Origin of the sequence: Streptomyces hygroscopicus subsp. hygroscopicus (assembly GCF_001553455.1) — a bacterium.
Classification (GTDB): domain Bacteria; phylum Actinomycetota; class Actinomycetes; order Streptomycetales; family Streptomycetaceae; genus Streptomyces; species Streptomyces hygroscopicus.
The window spans coordinates 1-6,451 of the sequence record NZ_BBOX01000562.1 but is presented as its reverse complement, the minus strand read 5'-3'; the positions used below and the strand labels follow the sequence as shown (position 1 = coordinate 6,451).

Below are 6,451 nucleotides of genomic sequence, written 5' to 3'. Positions count from 1 at the left end.
CCGAGCACGGCGCCGGGCATCTGCTGCTGCTCAGCCGGCGCGGTGTGGACGCGGCCGTTGTGGGGAAGCTGACGGAGCTGGGCGCGTCGGTGCGGGTGGCGGCCTGTGACGTGGCCGACCGCGACGCGCTGGCGGAGGTGCTGGCGGAGATTCCGGCCGCGCATCCGCTCACCGCCGTGGTCCACACGGCCGGTGTGCTCGACGACGGTGTCATCGGCTCGCTCACGCAGGAGCGGCTGGACACGGTGCTGCGCCCGAAGGCGGACGCGGTCGTCAACCTGCACGAGCTGACGGCGGACGCCGACCTCGCCGCCTTCGTCCTGTTCTCCTCCGCCGCCGGTACCTTCAACACGCCGGGCCAGGCCAACTACGCGGCGGCCAACGCCTACCTCGACGCGTTCGCCACCCAGCGCCACGCCGCCGGTCTTCCCGCCGTGTCGCTGGCGTGGGGCCTGTGGGCGCAGAGCAGCGCGATGACCGGTGACCTGGACGCCACCGACCGCGACCGGATGGCCCGTACGGGCGTCCTGCCGATCGAGACCGAGCACGGTCTGGCCCTGTTCGGCACCGCGCTGGGTGCCCAGCGGCCCGTCCTCGTGCCCGTCCGGTTGGACCTCGGCGCGATCGGCGGCCACCAGGAGGTGCCCGCGCTCCTGCGGCAGCTGGCCCGCACGGCGCCGCGGCGCGCCACCCAGGCGGCAGCCGGCCGGCAGCCCCTGCTCGAACGGCTCGCCGCCGCCACCGGGACCGAGCGGCACCACATCCTGCTCCGGCTCGTCCAGACCGAGGTCGCCGCGGTCCTCGGCCACGCCACCCCGGAGGACATCCCCGCCGACCGGGCCTTCCGGGAGCTGGGCTTCGACTCGCTCACCGGCGTCGAACTGCGCAACCGGCTCAACGCCGCCAGCGGTCTGCGGCTGCCCGCCACGCTGGTCTTCGACTACCCCACGCCGACCACGCTGGTGAGCCACCTGCACGCCGAACTCGTCGGGGACGAGACGGGGGACGAGACGGCGGAGGCGGCCGAGACGGCCGTACGGGACCTGGCCCCCGCCCCGACCGCCGCCGACGACGACGCGATCGCGATCGTGGGCATGGCCTGCCGCTTCCCCGGCGGGGTGGCCGGCCCCGAAGAGCTGTGGCACCTGGTGTCCGGCGGCGGGGACGCGATCGGCGGGTATCCCACGGACCGCGGCTGGGACCTGGAGAGCCTGTACGACCCGGACCCCGACCACTACGGCACCGCCTACGCACGCGGCGGCGGGTTCCTCGCCGATGTGAGCGGGTTCGACGCCGACTTCTTCGGCATCAGCCCGCGTGAGGCCACCGCGATGGACCCGCAGCAGCGACTGCTGCTGGAAACCTCCTGGGAAGCCCTGGAGAGCGCGGGCATCGACCCCACCTCCCTGCGCGGCAGCGGTGTCGGCGTGTTCGTCGGCGCCATCGCCCAGGAGTACGGGCCCCGCCTGGCCGAGAGCTCCGACGGGCTCGACGGGCACCTGCTGACCGGCACCACGACCAGTGTCGCCTCCGGCCGTATCGCCTACACCCTCGGCCTGGAGGGCCCGGCGGTCACGGTGGACACGGCGTGCTCCTCGTCACTGGTCGCGCTGCACCTGGCGGTGCAGGCGCTGCGCAACGGCGAGTGCTCGATGGCGCTCACCGGCGGTGTCACCGTGTTCTCCTCGCCCAGCTTCTTCGTGGACTTCTCCCGGCAGCGCGGGCTCGCGGCCGACGGCCGCTCCAAGCCGTTCTCGGACGCCGCCGACGGCATGGGCGGCGCCGAGGGCGTGGGCCTGCTGGTCGTGGAACGGCTCTCGGAGGCGAGGCGCAACGGCCACACCGTGCTCGCGGTGGTCCGCGGAAGCGCCGTCAACCAGGACGGTGCCTCCAACGGCCTGACGGCGCCCAACGGACCGTCCCAGCAACGTGTGATCCGCAAGGCGCTGGCCAACGCCCGGCTGAGCCCCGCCGACATCGACGTGGTGGAGGCGCACGGCACGGGCACCAAGCTCGGCGACCCGATCGAGGTGCAGGCGCTGATGGCCACGTACGGACAGGGCCGTCCGGAGGACCGGCCGCTGTGGCTGGGCTCGGTCAAGTCGAACATCGGGCACACCCAGGCCGCCGCGGGTGTCGCCGGCGTCATCAAGATGGTGCTGGCCATGCGGCATGGCGCCATGCCGCGCACCCTGCACGTCGACGAGCCGTCCCAGCACATCGACTGGTCGGCCGGCACGGTGAGCCTGCTGGCCGAGGAGCGGCCGTGGCCGGAGGCCGGACATCCGCGCCGGGCCGCGGTGTCGTCGTTCGGCATCAGCGGCACCAACGCCCACGTCATCCTCGAACAGGGCCCTGCCGACGACCGGCCCGTGCGGGAGCCGAGCGGTGACCCGCGGCATCAGGGTGAGGTCCTGGTGCCGTGGGTGGTGTCGGCACGGACCCCGGCCGCGCTCGCCGAGCAGGCACGGCGGCTGGCCGGAGCAGTGGCCACCAACCACGCGCGCCCGGTGGACGTGGGCCGCTCCCTGGCCACCGGCCGGGCGGCCCTGGAGCACCGGGCGGTCGTCCTCGGCCGGGGCCGGGACGAGCTGCTGCGGCGCCTGACCGCCCTCGCCGCCGGTGAGCCGGACGACGCCGTGCCGACCGGCAGCGCCGGTCCGGCCGGCGCCGCGAAGACGGCGGTGCTCTTCACCGGCCAGGGCAGCCAGCGGATCGGCATGGGCCGGGAGCTGTACGCCGCCCATCCCGTCTTCGCCGCCGCCTTCGACGAGGTGTGCCACCACCTCGACCGGCATCTGGACGTGTCCGTCGCCGAGGCGCTGGAGAACGAGGAGACGCTCGGTCAGACGCGCTACGCGCAGCCGGCGCTGTTCGCCGTGGAGGTCGCGCTGTACCGCCTCCTCCAGCACCACGGCCTGACCCCCGACTACCTCGCCGGGCACTCCCTCGGCGAACTCGTCGCCGCCCACGTCGGCGGGGTCCTGGACCTGGCGGACGCCGCCGTGCTGGTCACCGCTCGTGGCCGCCTCATGCAGGCGGTGGCGGCCGACGGCGCCATGACGTCGGTCCAGGCGACCGAGGACGAGGTCCGCCGGGCCATCGGCGGTCTCGCGGACCGCGTGGACATCGCGGCGGTCAACGGCCCCGACGCCGTGGTGGTCTCGGGCGACATGGCCACCGTGGACGCGGTTGCCGAGCGGTTCGCCGCGCAGGGCCGCCGGACCCGGCGGCTCGGTGTCGGGCACGCCTTCCACTCGCCGCACATGGACGCCGTCGTCGGCGCGTTCCGCGACATCGCGGCGACCGTGACCTACCACCGCCCGGCCGTCCCGATCGTCTCCAACGTGACCGGCCGGCTCGCCACCGACGAGCAGCTGACCTCGCCGGACTACTGGGCCGGGCACATCCGCCACGCGGTGCGGTTCGCCGACGGCGTCGCCTGGCTGGCCGGACAGGGCTGCGGCACCTACGTCGAGGCCGGGCCCGACGCCACGCTGACCGCGCTCGTCGGCGGCGTCCTCGCCGACCGGCCCCACCTCGCCGTCAGCGCGCAGCGCCGCCGGTCCGGCGAGTACGAAGCCCTGCTCACCGCCCTGGCCGCCCTGTACGTCCACGGCACGGCCATCACCTGGGACGGGCTGTTCCCCGACGCGGACCGCGTCGACCTGCCCACGTACCCGTTCGAGCACCGGCGCTACTGGCGCGCGGCGGGCGCACGGGCGGGTGACGCCAGGAGCCTGGGCCAGGACACCACCGCGCACGCCATCCTGAACGCGGTCGTGGAACTGCCCGACGGCGGACACCTCGCCACCGGCCGCGTCTCCGTGTCCACCCATCCGTGGCTGGAAGACCACCGCATCGACGGCACGGTCGTGCTGTCCGGGACCACCTTCGTGGACCTGGCCCTGCACATCGGCGAGATGGTCGGGTGCCCACACCTGAGCGACTTCACCCACCAGGAGTTCCTGGTCCTCGACGAGGCCGGAGCGCCGGACACCGGCTCGGCGGAGGCGCAGGTCCAGGTGAGCGTGGGCGCCGCCGACGGCGACGGCCGGCGTACGGTGACCGTCCGCTCCCGGCCGCGCGACGCCGCGCCGGGAACGGACTGGACCGTGCACGGCAGTGGCACGCTCGGCCAGGAGCCGGCCACCGGGCACCGCCTGCCCGCCGCACCCGCGGGCCAGTGGCCGCCCGCCGGCGCCGAGCCGGTCGACACCGAGGAGGTGTACCGGCTCCTCGAAGGGGTGGGCCTGGAGTACGGGCCGGTCTTCCACGGCCTGCGGCGCGCCTGGCGCGACGGCAGCACCCTCTACGGCGAGGCCGCGCTGCCCGAGCAGACCGACGCCGGTGCGTTCCGCGTCCACCCCGGCCTGCTCGACGCCGTCCTGCACCTGTTCGGAGCCCGCGGACTCGGGGACGCCGACGGGGCGCGGCTGCGCGTGCCGTTCTCCTGGAGCGGGGTCACCCTGCACGCCACCGGGGCCACTTCGGTGCGGGTCGCGCTCGAGGCGCGCACCCCGGAGACCCTCTCCCTGGAGCTCACGGACGCCGACGGCGCACCCGTGGCGAGCGTCGCGGAGCTGGTCACCCGTCAGGCGAGCCCGGCACAGCTGGCGAGCCGCGGCGCCCGGCTGTACGAACTCACCTGGACCGCGCTCGCACCGGCCTCCCGTGCCCCGGAGCGTACGGACACCTGGGTGACGCTCGGGGACGCCACCTTGCCGGACGTCGCCCACTACGCGGACCTCGGCGCGCTGGTGTCCGCGCTCGGCGACGGCCTGCCCGCGCCGGAGGTCGTCGTCGCGGGGTGCGACGGCGCGGCGGGCGAGGACGCCGCCACCGGCGCCCACGCTGCCCTCGCGGCCACGCTCGACACGCTCCAGACCTTCCTCGCGCTCGACGAACTGGCGGACACGCGGCTCGTCCTCACCACCTCCGGTGCCGTGTCCGTGGCCGGGGAGGACGTCACCGACCTGGCGGCCGCCGCCGTATGGGGCATGGCGCGCGTCGCCCAGACCGAGCACCCCGACCGCGTGACGATCGTCGACGGCGGGGCGGACGCGGCCCTGTCGGCGGCGATCGGCAGCGGCGAGCCCCAGCTCGCGGTCCGCGACGGGCTGTCGTACGTGCCCCGGGTCACCGCCGCCGCGGCGGCGCCGGACCGGGCGCCGGCCTTCGCCGCCGACGGCGCGGTCCTCATCACCGGCGGCACCGGCGTCCTGGGCGGGATCCTCGCCCGCCACCTGGTGACCTCGCACGGCGTACGGCACCTGGTGCTGCTCAGCAGGCAGGGCCCGCACGCCTCCGGGGCCGCGTCCCTGGTGCGGGAGCTCGCCGAACTGGGGGCCCGGGCCGACATCGTGGCGTGTGACGCCGCCGACCGCGACGCCCTCGCCGGGGTGCTGAAGCGGTACCCCGTCACCGCCGTGGTGCACGCCGCCGGCGTACTGGCGGACGCCACCCTGGCCAACCTCGGCCCGGCCGGACTCGGCGCCGTGCTGCGGCCGAAGGCCGACGCCGCCTGGCATCTGCACGAGCTGACCGCGGACCGCGACCTGGACGCGTTCGTGCTGTTCTCGTCGCTCGCGGGCACGGTGGGCAACGCGGGGCAGGCCAACTACGCGGCCGCCAACGCCTTCCTCGACGGGCTCGCCCAGCACCGGCGGGCGCACGGGCTGACCGCCGTGAGCATGGCCTGGGGGCTGTGGCGGAACGGTATGGCCGACACCCTCACGGACGCCGAGCGCGACCGGCTGGCCCGTACCGGCCTGCCGCCGATCCCGACCGACCAGGCGCTGCGGCTCTTCGACAGCGCCCTGGCCGCGGGGCGGCCGACCACGGTCAACACGGTGGTCGACACGGCGGCGATGGACGTGACGAGGCCGGTGCCCCCGGTCCTGCGCGACCTGCTCAGGACGACTGCCCGGCGCGGCACGGGCGCGGCCGACACCTCCACCGGGGCCCTGCGGCAGCAGCTCGCCGGGCTGAGCCGGGAGGAGGCGCACGGCGTCCTGCTCGACCTGGTGCGTACCCACATCGCCGGGGCGCTCGGCTACGAGTCCATCGACGCGGTCGAGCTGCGGCGGGACTTCCAGAAGCTCGGGTTCGACTCGCTGACCGCCGTGGAGCTGCGCAACAAGCTCACCACGGCGACCGGGCTGCGGTTGCCCGCGACGCTGGTCTTCGACTACCCCAACCCGGCGGCGCTGGCCGACTTCCTCACCGGCCGGCTCCTCGACGCGGCCGAGGAGCCGAGGGCCGCGTCGGCCGCCGCCGCGCCGGTGGCCACGCTCGATGAGTCGGTGGCGATCGTGGGGATGGCGTGCCGGTATCCGGGTGGTGTGGCGTCGCCGGAGGATCTGTGGCGGCTGGTGGCCGAGGGCGGGGATGCCATCACCGAGTTCCCGACCGACCGTGGCTGGGACGTGGAGGGGCTCTATGACCCGGA

The 6,451-nt window shown here is 75.3% G+C and carries 1 protein-coding gene; it reads left to right on the top strand.

Features of this window, described 5'->3' with window-relative positions:
- Positions 1–6,451 (top strand): type I polyketide synthase (locus AXW62_RS38630; RefSeq protein WP_159061082.1); only part of this gene is annotated, 6,451 nt, incomplete at both ends.